General features: G+C 62.6%; 14 protein-coding genes and 2 tRNA genes. 2 read left to right on the forward strand and 14 right to left on the reverse strand.

The window, feature by feature from the left end; translation table 11 throughout:
* Positions 1 to 135: 135 nt before the first annotated feature.
* The 3 genes from BM275_RS16990 to rnr form a co-directional block, all read right to left on the reverse strand.
* Entirely contained in the window at positions 136 to 2304 is a 2169-nt protein-coding gene (locus BM275_RS16990) for a PAS domain-containing protein (RefSeq protein ID WP_045666713.1), read from the reverse strand.
* 167 nt (positions 2305 to 2471) lie between these two features.
* Positions 2472 to 3227 carry a 23S rRNA (guanosine(2251)-2'-O)-methyltransferase RlmB gene (gene rlmB / locus BM275_RS16995; protein WP_014819050.1) on the reverse strand — a complete coding sequence of 252 codons (756 nt, stop codon included), beginning with the start codon at positions 3225 to 3227 and terminating at the stop codon, positions 2472 to 2474.
* Positions 3224 to 5728: a ribonuclease R gene (gene rnr, locus BM275_RS17000; protein WP_042926642.1), complete on the reverse strand. Its 2505-nt coding sequence runs from the start codon at positions 5726 to 5728 to the stop codon at positions 3224 to 3226. Before rnr ends, rlmB begins: the two co-directional genes overlap by 4 nt.
* 204 nt (positions 5729 to 5932) lie before the next feature.
* Between rnr and BM275_RS17005 the strand changes: the two genes are divergently transcribed.
* Positions 5933 to 6019, forward strand: a tRNA-Leu gene (locus BM275_RS17005).
* Between the two features lie 115 nt (positions 6020 to 6134).
* Positions 6135 to 6221, forward strand: a tRNA-Leu gene (locus BM275_RS17010).
* A 139-nt stretch (positions 6222 to 6360) separates the two neighbouring features.
* On the opposite strand, the gene BM275_RS17015 is transcribed toward BM275_RS17010, so the two are convergent.
* From BM275_RS17015 to BM275_RS17065, 11 genes are all read right to left on the reverse strand, one after another.
* A complete protein-coding gene (locus BM275_RS17015) occupies positions 6361 to 7656 on the reverse strand; it encodes an adenylosuccinate synthase (RefSeq protein WP_090522466.1) in 1296 nt (431 codons plus the stop codon).
* A gap of 87 nt (positions 7657 to 7743) precedes the next feature.
* Positions 7744 to 8931: an ATP phosphoribosyltransferase regulatory subunit gene (locus BM275_RS17020; RefSeq protein WP_090522468.1), complete on the reverse strand. Its 1188-nt coding sequence runs from the start codon at positions 8929 to 8931 to the stop codon at positions 7744 to 7746.
* A 280-nt stretch (positions 8932 to 9211) separates the two neighbouring features.
* Positions 9212 to 10078 carry a protease modulator HflC gene (hflC, locus tag BM275_RS17025; RefSeq protein WP_003298550.1) on the reverse strand — a complete coding sequence of 289 codons (867 nt, stop codon included), beginning with the start codon at positions 10076 to 10078 and terminating at the stop codon, positions 9212 to 9214.
* Complete coding sequence (hflK, locus tag BM275_RS17030) at positions 10078 to 11259, reverse strand: FtsH protease activity modulator HflK (protein ID WP_014819046.1); 1182 nt, start codon at positions 11257 to 11259, stop codon at positions 10078 to 10080. Before hflK ends, hflC begins: the two co-directional genes overlap by 1 nt.
* A 98-nt stretch (positions 11260 to 11357) precedes the next feature.
* On the reverse strand, positions 11358 to 12659 hold the full coding sequence (gene hflX / locus BM275_RS17035; protein WP_090522470.1) for a ribosome rescue GTPase HflX: 1302 nt from the start codon (positions 12657 to 12659) through the stop codon (positions 11358 to 11360).
* Between the two features lie 11 nt (positions 12660 to 12670).
* A complete protein-coding gene (gene hfq / locus BM275_RS17040) occupies positions 12671 to 12925 on the reverse strand; it encodes an RNA chaperone Hfq (RefSeq protein WP_003298547.1) in 255 nt (84 codons plus the stop codon).
* A gap of 93 nt (positions 12926 to 13018) precedes the next feature.
* Positions 13019 to 13990, reverse strand: a complete 972-nt coding sequence (miaA, locus tag BM275_RS17045; RefSeq protein WP_090522472.1) for a tRNA (adenosine(37)-N6)-dimethylallyltransferase MiaA — start codon at positions 13988 to 13990, stop codon at positions 13019 to 13021.
* A 79-nt stretch (positions 13991 to 14069) separates the two neighbouring features.
* On the reverse strand, positions 14070 to 15947 hold the full coding sequence (gene mutL, locus BM275_RS17050) for a DNA mismatch repair endonuclease MutL (protein ID WP_090522474.1): 1878 nt from the start codon (positions 15945 to 15947) through the stop codon (positions 14070 to 14072).
* Positions 15944 to 17359, reverse strand: a complete 1416-nt coding sequence (locus tag BM275_RS17055) for an N-acetylmuramoyl-L-alanine amidase (RefSeq protein WP_041016075.1) — start codon at positions 17357 to 17359, stop codon at positions 15944 to 15946. The genes mutL and BM275_RS17055 overlap by 4 nt, the downstream gene beginning before the upstream one ends.
* Before the next feature lie 17 nt (positions 17360 to 17376).
* Positions 17377 to 17847 (reverse strand): tRNA (adenosine(37)-N6)-threonylcarbamoyltransferase complex ATPase subunit type 1 TsaE, encoded by a 471-nt coding sequence (tsaE, locus tag BM275_RS17060; RefSeq protein ID WP_014819041.1) that lies wholly within the window; start codon positions 17845 to 17847, stop codon positions 17377 to 17379.
* The gene (locus BM275_RS17065) at positions 17835 to 19325 is read right to left on the reverse strand and encodes a bifunctional ADP-dependent NAD(P)H-hydrate dehydratase/NAD(P)H-hydrate epimerase (RefSeq protein WP_041015957.1); all 1491 of its coding nucleotides are present in this window, start codon (positions 19323 to 19325) and stop codon (positions 17835 to 17837) included. The genes tsaE and BM275_RS17065 overlap by 13 nt, the downstream gene beginning before the upstream one ends.
* Positions 19326 to 19334 lie beyond the last annotated feature (9 nt).

The following is a 19334-nucleotide window of genomic DNA, read 5'->3' on the forward strand; positions in this document are numbered from 1 at the left end:
AAGGAGTGAATGACTTATTGTCTTGCTTGCAGGTAGGCGCGCAAACGCCTGCCGTCCAGGCAAGGGGCGCCATTCTAGAGAAGGGCTGACAGCGGCGCAAGGCGAACTGGTGAATATTTAACCAGCTTTAGACATTCAGTTGCGCAGCGCCGCACGCTCGGCGCGAATACCATCGAGCAGCTCGCGAACCTGGTGGATATCGTACGGCTTCAGCATGGTACGCAACCGATCGAGACCCACATCCGAAGCATTGACCGCATAGCCCGAGGCGATCACCAGCGATAACCTCGGGTGACGCGCACTAGCTTCACGCGCCAGATCGATTCCGCTCATCCCGGCTAGGCCGACATCCGTCAGCAGCACGTCGAAAGGCTGCTGCCCCAGCGCCTCCAGGGCCTCTTCCGCTGTCTCGCTTGCGACGACCTGATGCCCTAGCTCCATCATCACTTCACCGGTAAGCATGCGCAGGGTCGGGTCATCCTCGACGAAGAGAATCTTCAGACTGGCATCATCGGCCGCGGGGTTTTCCACGACATCGTCAGGCTGCGGGTCGCCCGCCACCGCTTTGGCCGGACCTGCCGAGAGTTCACCTCCCGCGCCCTGCCGCTGCCCGTCATCGACGCAGCGCGGCAAATGCACATGCACGGCGGTACCACCGCGCTCGCCGCTCTCCAGCGTAACGAAGCCACCGCTCTGCTTGACGAATCCATAAACCATGCTCAAGCCGAGACCGGAGGCATTGCTGTCCTGCTTGGTGGTGAAGAAGGGTTCGAATGCCCTTGCGCGCACGTCGTCACTCATGCCGCCGCCCTCGTCGATGACACTGAGCAGGACGTAATCGCCACGCGAGTTGCCAGGCGCATCCTCGCCCAGCTGGCGATTCTCCAGACGCAGCACCACACGTCCGCTACCCGCCATCGCATCGCGCGCGTTGGAAGCGAGGTTCAACACTACGCTCTGCAGATTGCCGACATCGGCGAACACCGGCCATGGCTCGCCCAGCACCTCCAGCTCCAGCTGTACCGCCGAACCCAACGCCCCATTTAGCAGCTCGTGCATCTGCTCAAGCAGCTCCGGCAAGTGCACCTGGCGCGGCAACAATGGTTGGCGGCTGGCGAAAGCCAGCAGCTGCGACGCCAGACGCGCACCCTTCTCGACCCCGCTGACGGCCGAGTCCAACCGTCGCGCTGCAGTCTGATCGCTACCGAGACCACGCCGCAGCAGCTGCAGGTTGCCTCCGATGATCTGCAGCATGTTGTTGAAGTCGTGCGCGATGCCACCAGTCAGCTTGCCCACTGCCTCCAACCGCTGAGCCTGCTGCAGGGCCTGTTCGGCCACCTGTCGCTCGGCCTCACTTTGCTGCAGCGCCAGGGTTCGCTCACGGACCAGCTCTTCCAGGTGATCGCGATAACGCTGCAGCTCCGCCTCGTTGCGCTGCTGCTCGGTCACATCCTGCCCTTGAACGAAGATGCCAATGACCCCGCCGTCGTTCTCGACGATCGGCTGCAAAACGAAATCCAGAATCGCCTCTTGTGGCTCCTTGTCCGGATGCCGTCTCAGGAACAGCGATACACGTTTGCCGACATACGGCTGACCGGTGCGATAGACCTCGTCGAGCAGACCGATGAGGGCCTGCCCCTCGATCTCGGGCAATCCCTCGCGAACCGTCTTGCCAAGCAGCTGACGGTGCCCGGTGACCTGCCGATAGGCATCATTGACCAGTTCATATACATGATCAGGGCCGCGCAGAAAGCAGACGAACCCAGGCGCCTGCGCGAACAGACGGCGCAGCTGCTCGCCTTCGGACTGCAGCAGCCTGGCACGGGACATTACGCCTTGCTCCAACTGCTGCAAGGGCTGCCGACCGGCTGCCGCCTGACTCAACGAGTCTTTCATTGCCTGCAGCTCGGTAATGTCCGAGGTGTGCTGCAGAATCGCAACGACCTCTCCCTGCTCATCCAGGATTGGCGTGTGCGTGGCGCTCCAGTAACGATCCTCGTAAACCGGGCCAAGCGGCGTTTGTCGCGCGATGGAGTAACGAATCACCGGCAACGTATCGACTGCCTTGCGGCTGAGCACCCGCGCAAACGAATCGAGCAACTCTTGCACTCGGGTCATCTCGGGACTGAGCGGGTCGGCAGCGAAGGCCTCATGAAGGCGCTGACCCTGGATATCCGTCAGTTTTCGCCCGGTAAGCGTCAGGTAAGCGGCATTCGCATCCAGAATGACCAGGTCACGATCAAGCAGGACATAAGCATTCGGGGATAGGCGGAACAGACTTTCGAAAGACGGGCGCTGTTGCATACAACCTCCATGGTACGAGCCTGACGCCGCGTAACTAACCCAGCAAGGCTCCGGCAGCACCCGGAGCCCTCAAGCAAAATATGACGAGAAACCGCTATCCGCGGACGGGCCTGGACACCGATTGACCGCAAAAAGGTCAATCGGTTTCAGATCAGCAGGTCAGGCGCTCAGCCAGCGACCTTGGCGCTCTTGCGCTGACGCAGCGCCTCGAACAGGCATACGCCGGTCGCCACAGAAACGTTCAGACTGCTGACGCTGCCGGCCATGGGCAGGCGCACCAGATAATCACAGTGTTCACGCGTCAGGCGCCGCATACCGCGACCCTCGGCGCCCATGATAAGCACGATGGGCCCGGTGAGATCCTGATCGTAGAGTGATTGCTCGGCTTCGCCCGCCGTCCCCACGACCCATAATCCACGCTGCTGCAGCTTCTCCAGCGTACGCGCAAGGTTGGTCACGGCAACCAGCGGAATCACTTCCGCCGCACCGCAGGCAACCTTGCGCACGGTGGCATTGAGAGTGGCCGATTTGTCTTTCGGCACGATCACGGCGAGCGCACCGGCCGCGTCCGCGGTGCGCAGACAGGCACCGAGGTTGTGCGGATCCGTCACACCATCCAGCACCAACAGCAGCGGCGGACCATCGGCGCGATCGAGCAATTCCTCGAGCATGGCCTCACCCCAAACCTGACTGGGGCTCACCTCGGCGACCACACCCTGATGCACGCCTTCGACCCAGGCATCCATCTCCCGCCGCTCACACTGCCCGACACTCACACGTGCCTGAGCAGCCAGCTCGATCACCATCTGGGCGCGCGGATCGCCGCGCCCCTCTGCCAGCCATACCTGCTTGACGCGCTTGGGATGATGGCGCAGCAATGCCTCGACAGCGTGCAGGCCGTAGATCTTTTCCAGCTGACTCATGACTTGGCCTTGCGCTTTCTGGCACCGCCACTCGAGCCGGTGGGTTTGTCACCTGACTTGGCTGCAGATTTCGGCTTGGCCGAGCCTGATCGCGACTTGCTCCCGCCCGCCGCCTTCTCGCTCTTGCCCTTCCTGCCGCCCTTCGCCTCGGCGAGCAATGCCTTCTTCAGCTCTCGACTCTTGCGCACATCGGCATTGCCCGGCTCGCGTCCACGGCTCGCACCGTCACGCTGCCCCGGAGCAGACTTGGTACCACCACCGATCAGCTCGAAATCGATCTTGCGCTCATCCAGATCGACGCGCATGACGCGCACCTCGACGCTGTCGCCGAGACGGAAACTGCGCCCACTGCGCTCACCGGACAACCGGTGGTGCAACGGATCGAAGTGGTAGTAGTCACCCGGCATGGCAGTGACATGCACCAGCCCTTCTACGTAGATGTCTGTCAGCTCGACGAACAGGCCGAAGCCAGTCACCGCAGTAATCACACCAGGGAAGGCCTCGCCGACACGATCCTTCATGAACTCGCACTTAAGCCAGTTAGTGACGTCGCGGGTAGCTTCGTCGGCGCGTCGCTCGGTCATCGAGCATTGCTCGCCCAGCTGTTCCAGCGCGGCTTCGTCGTACGGATAGATTCGCGCCTTGGGCATGCTGGTGGCGCCTTCGCGGCGCACATGAGGCGTGTCTCGACGGGAGCGGATGACACTGCGAATGGCGCGATGCACCAGCAGATCGGGATAACGCCTGATTGGCGAAGTGAAGTGGGCGTAAGCCTCGTAGTTCAGGCCAAAGTGACCATTGTTCTCGGCGCTGTATACGGCCTGACTCAGCGAGCGCAGCATGACCGTCTGGATCACATGGAAATCCGGGCGCCCCTGAATCTGCTCCAGCAGCGCCTGGTAATCCTTCGGCGTCGGACCTTCCTTGCCCTTGTGCAACGAGAGACCCAGTTCACCGAGAAAGGCGCGCAGCTTTTCCTGACGCTCCAGCGGCGGCGCATCGTGGACACGATAAAGCGCTGGGATCTCATGCTTCTGCAGGAATGCCGCCGTGGCGACGTTGGCGCAGAGCATGCACTCCTCGATCAGCTTGTGCGCATCGTTGCGCTCGGTCGGCTTGATCTCGGCGATCTTTCGATCGGCACCGAAGACGATACGCGTTTCCTGGGTCTCGAAATCGATCGCGCCGCGGGTATGACGCGCCTTGAGCAGCACCTTGTAGAGCGAATAGAGCTGCTTGAGATGCGGCAACACTTCGGCGTACTCCCCGCTCAGCCGCTTGCCTTCGGCTGACTTGGGCTGCTCCAGCATCGCGCTGACCTTGTTGTAGGTCAGTCGCGCATGCGAATGAATCACCGCCTCGTAGAACTGGTAGTCGGTCATCTTTCCCGACTTGCTCAGCGTGATCTCGCAGACCATGGCCAGGCGATCGACCTGCGGATTCAGCGAACAGAGCCCGTTGGAAAGCTGCTCAGGCAGCATCGGCACCACCCGCTCAGGGAAGTACACCGAGTTGCCGCGAACCACGGCCTCCTTGTCGAGCGCCGAGTCGACCTTGACGTAGTGCGACACGTCGGCAATGGCGACATACAAGCGGAAACCTCCTGTCAGGAGCTTCCAGCCGCCAGGCTTCTCGCAATAGACCGCATCGTCGAAGTCGCGCGCGTCTTCACCATCGATGGTCACGAACGGTAGATGGCGCAGATCGACGCGCTTGTGCTTGTCCTTTTCCTCGACCTCGGGCTTCAGCCGGGACGCTTCCTTCAACACTGCTTCCGGCCAGACATGCGGGATATCGAAGCTGCGTAGCGCCACGTCGATTTCCATGCCCGGCGCCATGTAGTTGCCGATCACCTCGACGATGTCGCCTTGCGGCTGGAAGCGCTGGGTCGGCCAGTGAGTGATCTTGACCTCGACAAACTGCCCCGGTTTGGCGTCGAGCGCGCGGCCCGGCGTCACCAGCACTTCCTGCTGGATTTTCGGGTTGTCAGGAATGACAAAACCGACGTCGCTCTCAATGTGGTAGCGACCAACGATGCTTTCGTGCGCCCGACTGATCACTTCAACGATCGCGCCCTCACGACGCCCACGCCGATCAAGCCCGGCAACGCGCGCCAGACAGCGGTCGCCGTCGAACACCAGGCGCATCTGCGCGGGGCTGAGAAACAGGTCATCGCTGCCGTCATCCGGGATGAGAAAGCCGAAGCCGTCGCGGTGCCCACTGACGCGACCGCAGACCAGGTCCAGCTTGTCCACCGGGGCATAGGTGCCGCGCCGGGTGTAGATTAGCTGACCATCGCGCTCCATCGCTCGCAGGCGGCGACGCAGCGCTTCGATATCTTCTTCGGACACCAGTCCGAACTCTTCAACCAGCTCTTCGCGGGCCGCCGGGGAGCCGCGCTCACCGAGATGCTGGAGAATCAGCTCGCGACTGGGAATGGGGTTGTCGTACTTTTCCGCTTCACGAGCGGCCTCGGGATCGAGGGATTGCCAATCGGCCATTAAGAGATGTCACCTTTCATTCATTTATAGGGCCAGAACGCCCTTCTTCTATTGAAGCGCGAATCGCTCCCGGACGGCAGCTTTCACGCGAATTATTTTTCGCCATCAGGGGTTTACAAGGCCAAACCTCAGCCGTATAGTTCGCGCCCACAATGTCTGGCAGACGTTGTAACACGGAAACGGCTTAGTATCATCGTTTCTAGTGCCCAGGTGGCGGAATTGGTAGACGCACTAGGTTCAGGTCCTAGCGGTGGCAACACCGTGGAAGTTCGAGTCTTCTCCTGGGCACCACTTATTCAAATGAAACCCGCTGCGACATGGCGAGTCTCATGCAAGACGAAGAAGCCGACTTCGGCCGATCTGATCGGTGAAATGGCAAAAAGCCGGTGAGCGATCATCGCAATGTGCCCAGGTGGCGGAATTGGTAGACGCACTAGGTTCAGGTCCTAGCGGTGGCAACACCGTGGAAGTTCGAGTCTTCTCCTGGGCACCACTCTTCAAGAAAAAACCGAGCCTCTGGCTCGGTTTTTTCGTTTCGGCGAGCAACTGATTGAACTGCCCCTTCCGATAGCCGGCCACGCCAGACAAAAGAAGACCGCCCGAAGGCGGTCTTTTTGTACCTGCAGCCTAGATCAGGCGTAAGGGTGGCGCAGCACAATGGTTTCGTTGCGATCCGGGCCGGTGGAGATGATATCCACCGGCGCCTCGACCAGCTCCTCGAGACGCTTGATGTACGCGCGCGCATTGGCGGGCAGCTCATCAAGGGTCTTCGCACCAACAGTCGACTCGCTCCAGCCCGGCATCTCTTCGTATACCGGCTGCAGGCCGTCATAGCTGTCCGCATCGGTCGGCGCGTCAACCAGAACATCGCCGTTACGATCCTTGTAACCGACACATATGCGGATGGTTTCCAGACCATCGAGCACGTCGAGCTTGGTCAGGCAGATGCCGGATATACTGTTGATCTCGATGGCGCGACGCAGGATCACGGCATCGAACCAGCCGCAGCGCCGCGCACGACCGGTAGTGGAACCGAACTCGTGACCGCGCTCGGCCAGGCGAGCACCGATATCATCGAACAGCTCGGTCGGGAACGGACCGGAACCCACGCGCGTGGTGTATGCCTTGGTGATACCGAGAATGTAATCCAGATACAGCGGACCGAAGCCCGAACCGGTGGCAGTGCCGCCGGCAGTGGTGCTGGAGCTGGTGACGTAGGGATAGGTGCCATGGTCGATGTCCAGCAGCGAGCCCTGCGCGCCCTCGAACATGATGCAGGAGCCCTGCTTGCGCAGCTCGTGCAGGCGGGCGGTGACATCGGTGATCAACGGCTTGAGGATTTCCGCGTAGCCGAGCGCCTCATCTAGGGTCTTCTGGAAATCAACCGGCTCGACCTTGTAGAAGTTCTGCAGCACGAAGTTGTGGTATTCCAGCAGCTCGCGCAGCTTGACCGCGAAGCGCTCCGGGTTGAACAGGTCAGCAATGCGCAGGCCGCGACGCGCAACCTTGTCCTCGTAAGCCGGACCAATGCCACGACCCGTCGTGCCGATCTTGCCTTCCGAGCGCGAAGCCTCACGCGCCTGATCCAGCGCCACGTGGTACGGCAGGATCAGCGTGCAGGACGGACTGATGCGCAGGCGCTCGCGTACCGGCACGCCCTTTTCTTCCAGCTTGGTGATCTCACGCAGCAGCGCATCGGGAGCGACCACCACGCCATTGCCGATCAGACACTGCACATTGTCACGCAGGATGCCGGACGGAATCAGGTGCAGCACGGTCTTCTCACCGTCGATGACCAGGGTATGTCCGGCATTGTGGCCGCCCTGGTAACGCACGACCGCAGCCGCCTGATCGGTCAGCAGATCGACGATCTTGCCCTTGCCCTCATCACCCCACTGGGTGCCCAGGACCACGACGTTCTTACCCATAACCCTCTGTCCTCTTCGGCGAAGCATGCCGGTCGCAACCGGCGATAATCGAAACCAGGCCAGCGCCGCAGCGCGGCGCCACAGCCATCAGGACGCCAGCGAAGCCACCGTCCAGACACCATCCTTCAATTGCAATTGCCGGTCGCAGCCGAGCTGCGCAGCATCGGCTCGCGACTGCCCATCAAGGGCTTGCACCACGCGCTCGCCCTGACGCCGCAGCTGACGGACCGCATCCCACAGACCCGGTTCGCCGTCTTGCGGCGCCCAAACGCCCGACACAGGCGCGGAAAGATCAGCACTGCCCAGACTGACCAGCGTCTTCAGGTCGGTGGAGAAACCCGTCGCCGGGCGTGCGCGACCGAAGTCGGCACCAATGTCGTCATAACGACCACCCTGCGCGATCGACTGACCGACGCCGGGTACGAACACCGCGAACACCACTCCAGTATGGTAGTGATAGCCACGCAACTCGCCCAAATCGAAATACAGCGGCACATCCGGATAACGCGCCGCCAGTTGATCGGCAATGGCCGTCAGCGTTTCCAGCGCGGCTTGCACCTCGGCGGGCGCAGCCGCCAGCACCATACGCGCCTGATCGAGCACTTCCCGCCCACCGCACAACCGCGCCAGCGCGCGCAGCATGCCGGCCAATGCCGAATCGAGCGCAGCAGTCTGCTCGGCAATCTCGTCCATCGCCTTGCGCTGCAGCGCATCGAACAACCGCTGCTCGGCTTCGCCGCTCAGCCCGGCAGCCTTGGCCAGACCGCGATAGATGCCCACATGCCCGAGATCCATATGCACATCCGGCACCTCGGCAAGCTCGAGCATTTCCAGCATCAGACTGATGACCTCGATATCACTGGCAGCAGACGCATCGCCATACAGCTCAGCCCCCAACTGGATAGGGCTGCGCGAGGTGGAAAGCGCCTGCGGCTTGGCATGCAACACACTACCGGCATAGCACAGGCGACTGGGACCTTCGCGACGCAGGGTATGCGCGTCGACCCGGGCCACTTGTGGCGTGATATCAGCCCGCAGCCCCATCTGGCGACCGGAAAGCGGGTCGATGACCTTGAACGTACGCAGATCCAGATCCTGCCCGGAACCGGTGAGCAACGACTCGAGAAACTCCACGTGCGGGGTGATGACCAGCTCGTAGCCCCAGCACTGGAACAGGTCCAGCACGCGCCGACGCGCCGTTTCGATACGCGCCGCCTCCGGCGGCAGCACCTCTTCGATGCCATCTGGCAAAAGCCAGCGGTCTACCGTTGCCATTCGCGAAATCACCTCTCGTTCCGGTAAGCCCAGACGAAAACCGCGGCAGCAGCCTTAGCCGGCCTTCGGTCGCGTGCAGTTGTATTCGAACCATGGCATCCGAGCCATGCCCTGTGAAGGGATCGGCATGACCGCTGCATGCCTGGGATAGCCTGCGACCTCAAGGGCACAGACGCAAAAAAGCCGGGATTTTCCCGGCTGGCGGATCATAGCAATCTTTTCTCTAACGGTCACCCGACGGCACGGCCGTACCGCCGGGGAACCTTCATCTCGCCATCAACTAGTTGCTCTTTTCCAGATAACGGAAGAAATCGCTCTTCGGATCGAGCACCAACACGTCTTCCTTGCTGGAGAAGCTCTCGCGATAAGCCTGCAGACTGCGATGGAAGGCATAGAACTCCTGATCCTGACCATACGCCGCGGCATAGATGGCAGCAGCCTGAGCATCGCCATCACCGCGCAACTCCTCAGCCTCGCGGAACGCCTCGGCCAGCAGGACACGGCGCTGACGATCGGCGTCGGCACGGATACCTTCGGCTAGCTCTTTACCTTTGGCGCGATGCTCACGAGCCTCACGCTCACGCTCAGAGCTCATCCGCTCGAACACGCTGCGATTGACTTCCCGCGGCAGATCAATGCCCTTGACGCGCACATCGACCACTTCGATGCCCAGCTCCTGTTGAGCGGCGCGGTTCAGACTGGTTGTGACCTGAGCCATCAGCTCGTCACGCTGACCGGACACGGACTCGTGCAACGTGCGCTTACCGAACTGGTCACGCAACGCCGCCTCCAGACGGCGAGCCAGGCGCTCGTCGGCAATCTGCTTCATCCCCGAGGTCGCGGTGTAGAAGCGCTCGGCATCATCCACACGCCACTTGGCGTAGGAGTCGACCATCAGCGCTTTCTTTTCCAGGGTCAGGAAGCGGGAAGTCGTGGTATCCAGCGTCAGCAGTCGCGCATCGAATTTGCGCACCGAGTTCACGTACGGAATCTTCATGTGCAAGCCAGGCTTCACATCAGGCTCGACGATGCGACCGAAGCGCAGCAGGACTGCACGCTCGGTCTGCGAGACGATGTAGAAGCTGTTCCACAGAACGATTGCCGCCACAACGCCCACGATCAGGGCGGTAAGGGATTTATTGCTCATCAGCGGCTCTCCCTCGTACGAACTTCACGCGGATCCAACTCCGGCGGCAGACGGGTGCCCTGGGTAGCCGCGCCCGACGCAACTCCGGCCGGAGCAGGCGTGCTCGCACCACGACTGTTAATCATCTTGTCCAGCGGCAGATAGAGCAGGTTCTGCCCGCTGTCACCACTCACCATGACCTTGCTGGTATTGCTCATGACTTCCTGCATGGTTTCCAGATACAGGCGCTCGCGCGTCACTTCCGGCGCCTTGCGATATTCGGCGACCAGCTTGCTGAAGCGATCCGCCTCACCCTGAGCGCGGGAAATCACCGCGTCGCGGTAACCACTGGCTTCTTCCAGCATGCGCTGGGCCTGACCGCGGGCTTCGGGAATCACGCCATTGGCGTACGACTCAGCCTGGTTCTTCTCACGCTGCTCGTCTTCACGCGCGCGAATCACGTCATCGAACGCTTCCTGCACCTCACGCGGCGCAGCTGCGCTCTGCAGGTTGACCTGGGTGACGACGATGCCTGTGGCGTAATTGTCCAGGAAACGCTGCAAGCGCTCCTTGACCTCGCCAGCCATCACTTCACGACCTTCAGTCAGCACCTGATCCATGGCGGTCGAACCCACCACATGCCGCACGGCGCTATCGGTCGCATGCTGCAGACTTACTTCAGGCTGATCGACATTGAGTACGAACGCCTGAAGATTGCTGATCTTGTACTGAACGGTGAGCGGCACCTCGATGATGTTCTCATCCTCGGTGAGCATCTGCCCCTGCTTGCTGTAAGAACGCTCGCGGGTGACGTTTTCCTGGAACTTGCGATCGATCGGCGGGAAGTAGATGTTCAGGCCCGGCCCGACCGTCTCGTGATACTTGCCGAAGCGCAGCACGACGGCCTGCTCCTGCTCGTCGACGATATAGATCGCATTGAACAGCCAGACGGCCAGCAGCACGACCAGGGCAATCCAAACCAGACCGAAGCCGCCGCGCTTGCCGCTGCCACCGAAATTGCTGCCGCCGCCACGCTTCTTGCCACCGAACATGCCGTTCAGGCTGTCCTGCAGCTTGCGGAAAGCCTCATCGAGGTCCGGCGGGCCTTTCTGGTCGCCACCGCCACCACCGCGACGGCCACCGCCACCACTGCCCCAGGGATCCTGGTTGTTCGAGTTGCCACCCGGCTCATTCCAAGCCATAGCGCTCTCCATTCAAATAAAGCTAAAGGCGCGCCCACGGCGCGCCCGCCAATGCTACAGAAAGCCCCGAACTACCGGCAAAATTGCCACTAGAGGCTTTATTGCAAAGTGTGTTGCTCGATGAACTCATCCACCCGCAACCCTTCGCGACTGATCAAGCGATTCAATTCGATTCTTGGCAAGCGAACTTCCAGCAGGCTGCCACCCTCGTCATCATGCGTTTCCCGCTGCACCGCGCTGAGCTCGAAGAACTGCGCCCGCAGCCGCCCGAGCCGCTGTGGCAGGCACAGCGTCCCGACAAACAGATCGTTGCCCAACAGCTCGGCAATGGCCTGGCGCACCAGATCCAGCCCCAATCCATCACGAGCGGACACCCAGACACGCTGCGGCTTGCCATCGGCGTCGCGCTGAATCTGCGGCTCGATGCCCTCCATCAGGTCAACCTTGTTGTAGACCTCGAGCATCGGCAACTCGTTGGCGCCGATCTCACCGAGCACCGCCAGCACCTGCTCGATCTGCTGATCACGCTCTGGCTCGTGCGCATCGATGACATGCAAGAGAAGATCGGCGTTGCTGGACTCTTCCAGCGTAGCCCTGAAGGACTCCACCAACTTGTGTGGCAGATGACGGATGAAACCCACGGTGTCGGCCAGCACCACCGGCCCGACATCATCCAGCTCAAGCCGCCGCAACGTCGGATCGAGCGTGGCGAACAGCTGATTGGCCGCGTACACATCCGACTCGGTCAGCGCATTGAACAAGGTGGACTTGCCGGCGTTGGTGTAACCAACCAGCGACACGGAGGGTATATCGGCACGACGACGCCCGCGACGGGCCTGCTCGCGCTGACCGCGGACCTTTTCCAGACGCTGCTTGATTTGCCGGATGCGCACACGCAGCAAGCGGCGGTCGGTTTCCAGCTGGGTTTCACCCGGGCCACGCAGACCGATACCGCCCTTCTGTCGCTCAAGGTGAGTCCAGCCGCGAACCAGGCGCGTACTCATGTGCTCAAGCTGGGCCAGTTCGACCTGTAGCTTGCCTTCATGGGTGCGTGCGCGCTGAGCGAAGATATCCAGAATCAGACCGGTACGATCCAGCACGCGACATTCGAGCGCTCGCTCGAGGTTGCGCTCCTGGCTAGGCGTCAGGGTGTGATTGAAGATCACCAACTCGGCCTCGCCATCCTTGACGAGGTCATGCAGCTCCTCGACCTTGCCACTGCCGATCAGGAACTTGGCGGACGGCTGATGCCGGGCGACATTGACGAAGCCAACCGCCTCGGCGCCTGCCGAGCGCGCCAGCTCCTGGAATTCCTGAGGGTCCTCGCGCGCCGCGGGGTCCTGGCCGTCCAGGTGCACCAGGATAGCCCGCTCACCACCACCGGGACGTTCGAAGAACAAAGAAACCTACCTCAGTCGTTGCTCGACTCGGATTGCTCGGCATCACCAGCGGTCGGCAGGCGCACAGGGCGGCCCGGAACGACAGTGGAGATGGCGTGCTTGTAGACCATCTGGCTGACGGTGTTTTTCAGAAGAATGACGAACTGGTCGAAGGATTCGATCTGGCCCTGCAGCTTGATGCCGTTGACCAGATAGATGGAAACCGGGACGCGTTCCTTACGCAGTGTGTTGAGGTAAGGGTCTTGTAGCGAATGCCCTTTTGACATGTGCCGCACTCCTTAGAGGATCTGTTTTCATTAGTGTTCTAAAAGTACAACCGACGATCCACTTGTCTGAGAATAGACGGTCAATTCGCAGTGTCAGCTCAATATGGAGAGCGATTGCAGGTATTTCAATGCGCGCGGCAGATTGTCGCGGGACAAACTGTCCAGCCAGTGCATCTCCCCCCAGCTTCGCAACCAGGTGAACTGCCGTTTGGCCAGTTGCCGGGTTGCGATGATGCCGCGCTCCACCATTTGCTCTCGGGTCGATGATCCGTCCAGATATTCCCAGACCTGACGATAACCAACCGCTCGAATCGACGGCATGCCAAGGTGCAGATCACCCCGATTCCTCAGGGCTTCGACCTCTTCGACAAAGCCCTGTTCAACCATGTGCAGGAAACGTCTCTCGATGCGTTCATGCAGGATGTGGCGTTGTGCGGGGGCGATGCACAGTTGCGCGACAGTATAAGGCAAGACTCCTGAGCCTGGAGCGTCTGCGACGGCTTTTTGCGACCTTTGTCGGGCGCGGTGCTCGCTCATGGTCAAGCCGCTGACGCGATATACCTCTAGTGCGCGTACCAGCCGCTGCGGATCGTTAGGATGAATGCGCGCTGCCGACTCCGGATCCACCTGGGCCAGCTGATCGTGCAGCACCTGCAACCCTTGCGTCGCGGCCAGCGCCTCGAGCTCGGCACGTAGCAAAGGGTCAGCTGCCGGCATATCGGCGAGTCCTTCCTGCAACGCCTTGAAATACAACATGGTGCCGCCAACCAGCAGAGGAATTCGGCCAGCCGCGCTGATCTCGGCCATGGCCGCCAGGGCATCTGCGCTGAACTCTGCAGCCGAGTAGCTCTCGGCCGGGTCGAGGATGTCCACCAGACGATGGGGAAACTCGGCCAACACCTCAGCCGACGGCTTCGCCGTGCCGATATCCATGCCGCGATAGACCAGCGCCGAATCGACACTGATCAGCTCGCAGGGCAGCAAGCGCGCCAGTTCCAACGCAAGATCGGTCTTGCCCGACGCAGTGGGGCCCATGAGGAAGATAGCAGGAGGGAGAGCGGACATCAGGAAGCTCGACGGTCTTGGCCGCATAGTTTCCGGCGGCAGGCGGTCGGCTGCAAGCACGGCTCGCCGCCAAGGCTGCTCAGCGACCGCGCAGGAACAGCTTGTCCAGTTCGTCCATGCCGAGCTGCGTCCAGGTCGGACGCCCATGATTGCACTGCCCGCTGCGCTCGGTATGTTCCATATCGCGCAGCAAGGCGTTCATCTCCGGCACCGTCAGCCGCCGGTTGGCGCGCACTGCGCCATGACACGCCATGGTCGCCAGCAGCTCGTTCAGATGGGCCTGAATACGGTCACTGGTGCCGTACTCAAGCAGATCGGCCAACACGTCGCGGACCAGCCGGGTCGCTTCGGCCTGCTTGAGCAGCGACGGGATCTGTCGAATCGCCAAGGTTTCCGGCCCCAGTCGTTGCAGCTCGAAACCCAGCATCTGAAACCATTGCCCGTGCTCTTCGGCGCAGTCGGCTTCACGCTGACTCAGCGCAATCGACTCAGGCACCAGCAATGGCTGCCCGCGCAAGCCTTCGCTGGCCATGGCGGTTTTCAGTCGCTCATAGGTGATGCGTTCGTGAGCGGCGTGCATGTCAACCAACACCATGCCCTGGGCATTTTCGGCGAGGATGTAGACGCCCTTGAGCTGCGCCAGCGCATACCCCAGCGGCGGCACGTCATCCTGACTCGCCGGCAGTGCCGCGGGACCGCTTTCGGGCAACGGCGTGAAGAACTCGCGATAAGCACCCTGAGCTTCGGCGGTATAGCCGGCCGAAGCTGGCCGTGGCGCCTGATAACCGGCCCCTGCGCCGCGCCAGGACGACGTATCACCCTGGGGCCGCTCAAGCACGCTGGCCGCCAGACTCATTTCGTTCTGCCCGGCGAACTCGCCAGCGGCCAGTCCGGAAACCTGCGTCATCGGCGTGACGCTGGCCGGTGCCGCGAGCTGATCTTCCGGCCGCACATCCCCCAGCGCGCGATGCAGCGTGCCGTAAAGGAAGTCATGCACCATGCGGCTGTCGCGGAAGCGCACTTCATGCTTGGTCGGGTGCACGTTGACGTCCACCACCGCCGGGTCGACATCGAGGAACAGCACAAACGTCGGGTGCCGGCCATTGAACAGCACATCGCGATAGACCTGGCGTACCGCATGGGCCACCAGCTTGTCGCGAACCATGCGCCCGTTGACGTAGAAATACTGCAGATCCGCCTGACTGCGCGAGAAGGTCGGCAGCCCGACCCAGCCCCACAGTCGCAAGCCGTTACGCTCGATCTCGATGGGCAGCGCCTGCTCGAGGAACGCCGGCCCGCATACCGAAGCGACACGACGCGCGCGCGCCGCATCGTCTTCGGCCTGGTGCAGCGCCAGCACGACCTTGCCGTTGTGGCGCAGATGGAAGGCCACGTCGAAACGCGCCAGCGCCAGGCGCTTGATGACTTCCTGAAGGTGATCGAATTCGGTCTTCTCGGTGCGCAGAAACTTGCGTCGCGCCGGCGTGTTGAAGAACAGATCGCGCACCTCCACCGAGGTGCCCACTGGATGCGCCGCGGGCTGCACCCGCGCTTCCATTTCACGCCCCTCGGTCTCCACCTGCCAGGCCTCGCTGGCATCGGCGGTGCGTGAAGTCATGGTCAGACGCGAGACGGAACTGATCGAAGCCAGCGCTTCGCCCCGAAAACCCAGACTCATGACCCGTTCGAGGTCTTCCAGATCACGAATCTTGCTGGTGGCGTGACGCGCCAGGGCCAGCGGCAGATCGTCCGGCGGAATGCCGCAGCCGTCGTCGCGCACTCGCAGCAGCTTGACCCCGCCCTGCTCGATGTCCACATCGATGCGGCGCGCGCCCGAATCCAGACTGTTTTCCAGCAGCTCCTTGATCACCGAGGCCGGGCGCTCCACCACCTCGCCGGCGGCAATCTGGTTCGCCAGCCGCGGACTTAGCAGCTGGATGCGCGGCACCTCGCTCATGGCTGCGAGGCCAGCGTGGTGGCGGGAATGTTCAGCGTCTGGCCGATCTTGATCACATCATTGCGCAGATTGTTGGCGCTGCGCAGGGAAGTCAGGCTTACCTGATAGCGCTGGGCGAGCAATGCCAGGCTCTCGCCGGAACGTACGATGTGCTCGCGCGGCGCACTGGCGATCTTGCCGGAATCCCGCAACCAGGCCACATAGGTTCCAGGCGGCGGATTCTCATGAAAGAACTGCCTTACGCCACTGTGGATCGAGCGCGCCAGCGACTGCTGGTGGCTCGCCGTCTGCAGCTTCTTGGCCTCGGACGGGTTCGAGATGAAGCCGGTCTCCACCAGAATCGACGGAATATCCGGCGACTTCAGCACCATGAAGCCCGCCTGCTCGACCCGCCGCTTGTGCAGCGGGGTGATGCGCCCCATGTTGCTCAATACTTTCTGCCCGACATTCAGGCTCGATGACAACGAGGCGGTCATCGACAGATCCAGCAGCACACCTGCAAGCATCTGGTCCTTGTCGCCGAGGCTGACGTTGCCGGCACCGCCAATCAGGTCGGAACGGTTCTCGCTGTCGGCCAGCCAGCGCGCGGTTTCCGAGGTGGCGCCGCGGTCGGACAGGGCGAACACTGAGGCACCGTAGGCCGCCGAACGCGGCGCGGCATCGGCATGGATCGAGACGAACAGATCGGCGCCCTTCTTGCGCGCGATCTCGGTACGTTTGCGCAGCGGGATGAAGTAGTCGCCGGTGCGTACCAGCTCGGCTCGAAAACCCTTGTCGGCGTTGATCTGCCGTTGCAGTTCCTTGGAAATCTGCAGCACCACGTGTTTCTCGTAGATCTTGCCGGGGCCAATCGCGCCGGGGTCTTCGCCACCATGACCGGCGTCGATGGCGATCACGATGTCGCGTTTGCTGCTCGCGGTAGCCGGCAGCTTCACCGCTGGCAGGGTCGGGGAAACCGGCGCGGCGGGCGTCGCCGGGGTAGCGGTGGCTGGTGGTTGGGTCGCGGCGCGCGCGGCTGTCGCCTGATCGAAGAGGTCGACCACCAGGCGATGACCGTATTGTTGATTGGGCGCCAGACTGAAGCTCTTCGGCGCTACCGGCGCATGCAGATCGACGACCACGCGAAGTGTGTCGGCATCGTGCTGGCCGGCGCGCAGAGAGGCGACCGGCGTGTTCTTCAACGGAAGCTTGTCGAGCTCAGCCTTGAGCGTCGCGCCGGTCACGTCGATGACCAGCCGATCGGGCGCGGTAAGGGTAAATATCTTGTGTTCGACCGGGCCGGATAGATCGAACACCAGGCGGGTGTTGTCCGGCGCACGCCACAGACGCACGCTCTGCACATCGCTGGCGGCATGAAGGTCGGTTGCCATCAGCAACAGCACCAGTCCACCAATCAGGGTGCGAATGCGCATACCCAAACCCATGTTATTCATAGCTCTCCGTCGGTCAGGGCGACACACCAGGCTTCACCCCGCGCGGTGTGGGGCGACAGGCGCAGCGTACGGCCGGCCTCATGCGGTGCAATGGTAATGTCCATGTCGGCCTTTGGCAAAATGCCGGCCCCGCGCTCCGGCCATTCGATCAGGCACAGCGCATTGCCTTCGAAATAGTCGCGGATGCCGAGGAACTCCAGTTCTTCCGGATCGACCAGACGATACAGGTCGAAGTGGTAAACCTGCACATCGCCCAACTCGTAGGGTTCGACCAATGTGAAGGTCGGACTCTTGACCTTGCCCGCATGACCGAAGCCGCGAATCAGGCCGCGCGACAACGTGGTCTTGCCCGCACCCAGGTCGCCATGCAGATAGATGACGCCACGACCGCCGGTCGCCTGAGCGATGCGTGCGCCCAGCGCGAGCATGGCAGCCTCGTCCGCGGCATACAGATTCACTTCCGGCATGGCGACTGCTCCTCGAGCAACTGACGAATCACGGAAATTAGATCGCTGGCGGCGAGTCCGCGCCCCTGCTCACCCAAGCGCTCGCCAGCGGAGGCGTGTAACCACGCCCCCAGGCAGGCCGCGTCGAATGGCGTCAGGTCTTGCGCCAGCAACGCACCGATCACGCCGGCCAACACGTCGCCCAAACCGGCACTGGCCATCGCCGGATGGCCGCGATCACACAGCGCCAGCCGACCATCCGCGGCGGCGATCAGCGTACCGGCGCCTTTGAGCAGTGCCACGCAGGCGTAGCGATGGGCCAGCGCACGCGCCGCAGCGGGGCGATCAGCCTGGATTTCAGCTACCGAGCACCGCAGCAGCCGCGCAGCCTCGCCCGGGTGCGGGGTGATCACGCTCGCTGCCGGCAATTCGATGCCGCCAGCCGCCAGCAGGTTCAGCGCATCGGCGTCCCACACCTGCGGCAACTCATGTTGCGCCGCCAGCGACAGCAGGCTGCGTCCCCAGGGCGCCTGCCCCAGGCCCGGGCCGACCACCAGCACATCGGCGCGCTCGACCAGCGCGGTCAGGCTATAGGTCGACTCGACGCCACTGCACATGATTTCCGGGCGTCGTACCAGCGCAGCGGTGACATGTTCCGGACGAGTCGCCAGCGTCACCATGCCCGCGCCGCAGCGCAACGCCGCCTCGGCGCTGAGCAGCGCGGCGCCGCCGGTCCCCAGATCGCCGCCAATGACCAGCACCTGACCGAAGCTGCCCTTGTGCGCCACCGGCGAGCGCGGCGCGACAGGCACCAACGTTGACTGATCCAGGCGTACAGCGTCGCCTGCGACCTGACTGACGATCTGCGGATCGGCCTGCAGATCATCGAATACCAACGTGCCGACGCGATCCGGGCCGTCCGCGGTGAACAGCCCGAGCTTGAGTCCGATGAAGGTCACACTGAGATCGGCACGCACCGCTTGACCCAGCACCCGCCCGCTGTTGGCGCAAAGCCCGGACGGCAGATCGATGGCCAGCACCGGTAGCGCACTGGCATTGATCGCCTCGATCGCTGCGACATATGGCTCGCGCACGTCACCGGCAATGCCGGTGCCCAGTAGCGCATCCACCAGCACGCCCTGCAACATCGCCTCGGCATGCCAGGGCTCGACGACCACACCGCTCGCCCGTGCCTCGGCCAGGGCCTGCGCGGCATCGCCCTGCAAAGCTTGCGGATCGCCCACCGCCAGCACCCGCACCTGCCAGCCGGCGCGTTGCGCCAGCGCCGCGACCAGATAGCCATCGCCGGCGTTATTGCCACGTCCGGCCAGCACGGTGACCGCACCTGCATCCGGCCAGCGCCGGCGCAACGCACGCCAGGCGGCATGGGCGGCACGCTGCATCAATTCGAAACCGGGAGTGCCGGCGGCAATCAGGCGCGCATCGAGTTCGCGCACCTGGGCGGCGGTATACAGAGCGACGGGCAGGGAATCGGTCATCGGAGCAGG

It is taken from the genome of Stutzerimonas kunmingensis (assembly GCF_900114065.1).
Classification (GTDB): Bacteria; Pseudomonadota; Gammaproteobacteria; order Pseudomonadales; family Pseudomonadaceae; genus Stutzerimonas; species Stutzerimonas kunmingensis.